This window comes from Terrisporobacter muris (assembly GCF_024621905.1).
Taxonomy (GTDB): Bacteria; Bacillota; Clostridia; order Peptostreptococcales; family Peptostreptococcaceae; genus Terrisporobacter; species Terrisporobacter muris.
The window spans coordinates 1-2504 of the sequence record NZ_JANKBY010000432.1 but is presented as its reverse complement, the minus strand read 5'-3'; the positions used below and the strand labels follow the sequence as shown (position 1 = coordinate 2504).

At 23.0% G+C, this 2504-nt stretch carries 2 protein-coding genes; both read left to right on the top strand.

Translation table 11 applies throughout. From position 1 onward, the window contains the following. Window positions 1-2157: sensor histidine kinase (locus NSA58_RS18820; protein WP_257560840.1), on the top strand; the 2157-nt coding region annotated here is incomplete at its 5' end. Between the two features lie 24 nt (window positions 2158-2181). Next, a partial coding sequence (locus NSA58_RS18815; protein WP_257560839.1) for a hypothetical protein occupies window positions 2182-2504 on the top strand: 323 nt, incomplete at its 3' end.

The window sequence follows — 2504 nt, the reverse complement described above, 5'->3', positions numbered from 1 at the left end:
TTTCATATAAAAGCAAAAAGTAAAGGAAGTTTTAAGAAATATATTGTTCCTATAATATTTACTATTGTAGCAGCCTATACAGAAATTTATGGTTCTATGATAATTGATACAATATATGAAATATCAATTAACTTATGTATTTTAAATGATTTATGTATTAATATAATATATAAAAAACATAAAGAAAATGAATTGAATAAAAATAAGTTCTATATGAACAAGCAATATATCTCAAGAACAATAAAAGAAATAGAAGAAGAAACTTGTATACAAAATTATATAAGAGATGAGATTAAAACTGTTAATGATAAATTATCAAGTATAGTTGAAATAATTAATATTCCTATAATAATTTTAAGTGCGTCTAATTATAAATGCATTTTTAAAAATAAATACTTTGATGAATTACTATTAGAAAATAATTATAAAGTAGAAGAGTTTAAGTTAGATGATTTTATAAGTAATGAATTAAATAAAGACTTAAAATCTATATTTGATAAAATAAGCAAGATGGATTTTGGAAAAGAAAATTTTTTACAAATAGGATTATTTAATAAAAAGTATAAATTAGTTTTAGTAAAAGATTATTATGAAGATGAAGAAATGATAATATGTGAGTTAAAAGATATTACAGAGCTATCTTTAGAGGAAGATAAATTGAAGAGAAGTGAACTTAGATATAAAAATTTAATGGATATATTAAGTGATGGAGTGTTTATTCATGATGGAAATAATATTAGCTACATTAATAAAATTGGAATGGATATATTTGGCTTAGATTCATCAATAAAGAATGTGTGGACTATGGATAAAATACAAAAAAGAATAAGTAAAGCTAGTAAGAATGAATTTTTACATAACATATTTATCTTAGAAAATGGTGTAAGAGAACAAGAAAGAAGTAAATTGGAATTAGAAAATGGTAAAATTGTAGATTTTATATCATCAACCTTTATGCTAAATGGTAAGAAAATGATATTAAGCATTGCTAGCGATTGTACTGAGCATGAAATTGCTTTGAATAAACTAGATGAAAATAAGGAGACTTATTATGGCTTAATTCAAACTTTGCCAGAAGGTATTATATTAGTAAATAAATATACTAAAAAGCAAGTATATACTAATAAGTATATGATGAGATTGTTAAAAGACATGGGGTTAGAGAATTTTAATAAAACAATAGATACATATTTAGAAAATAATGAAGAATTTAATTTTAAAACTTTTTATTTAAACCAAGAAAAAAATAAAAAGATATCTATAGCAATAGAGCAAGTTCCAAAACAAGATAATTTGCTTATTATAGTAAGAGATTTGGAAATAGAACAACAGTTGGAGAGTGTATATAATAAGCTTCAGATGATAAAAGAAAGAAATAAGTTTAAAACTGAGTTTTTAACGAGGGTTTCTTCTATTATCAAAAAACCTATAAACACTATATTTGAGGTGAATAAACTATTAGGTGATAAGAATGAAATATATAATTATGACGGAATGAGAAGCTATACAAAAACTGTTAAACAAAATTCTTACAGACTAAAAAGGCTACTAAATAATATAGAGGAAATAAGCAAAATAGAGGCAGGAATATATTATAGAGACTATAAAATCTATGATTTAGTTAAATATCTAGAATTGCTTGTTGACTTATGTAGAGAGTATACAAAGCCTAAAGATTTGAATATAACATTTGAAAGTAATAAAAGGGAAGTTCTAATTTTTATGGATAAGGAAAAGATTGAAAAAATTATACTTAATTTATTATCCAATGCAATAAAATTTACTGAAAAAGGTGGAAAAATAAAAGTATTATTAAAAGTGGATAAAAAAGATGTAACCATAGCGATTAAAGATAATGGTAGTGGAATACCTAGTAATAAACTTGATTTTATTTTCGAAAATTTTGAACAGGTTAATAGATCCTTATCTAGAACGGCAGAAGGAACAGGGGTTGGGTTATATCTTGTTAAAAAGTTAGCTTCAGTACATCATGCTAAAATTCAAGTTAATAGCAAGATAGGTTATGGAAGTAAATTTGAAGTTATTCTTAAAGATAATTATTTAGAAAGTACTAAAGATAATAGAAGTAAACTTGAAAACATTATAATAGATAGAGAATCTATTGATTTAGAGTTTTCTGATATATATTTGGCTTAGTACTGAATAATAGGAGGGGGAGTAATGAATGGTTTTATTGTAAATTTTAATACACTAACTATTTCTTTATTCTTATGCGTTTTTTTTATTATTTTATCTAGTATAGGCACAAAGAAGAGCAAAAAAAATATAATTCAGATATCATTGATAGGAACCATTCTAACAATGAAAATATGCTACTTCCTAAAAAGAATATCAGCACATACTATAATTACTAAAGATTATAATTTATTTTATATGTTTTTAGTAGGAGATATAATAATATTAATGTTTTTTTATCTTATATCTAATGATGAAAAGATGAATTTACGTAGGAGAATTATTTTTTTTATTAATTATTTAGTTTG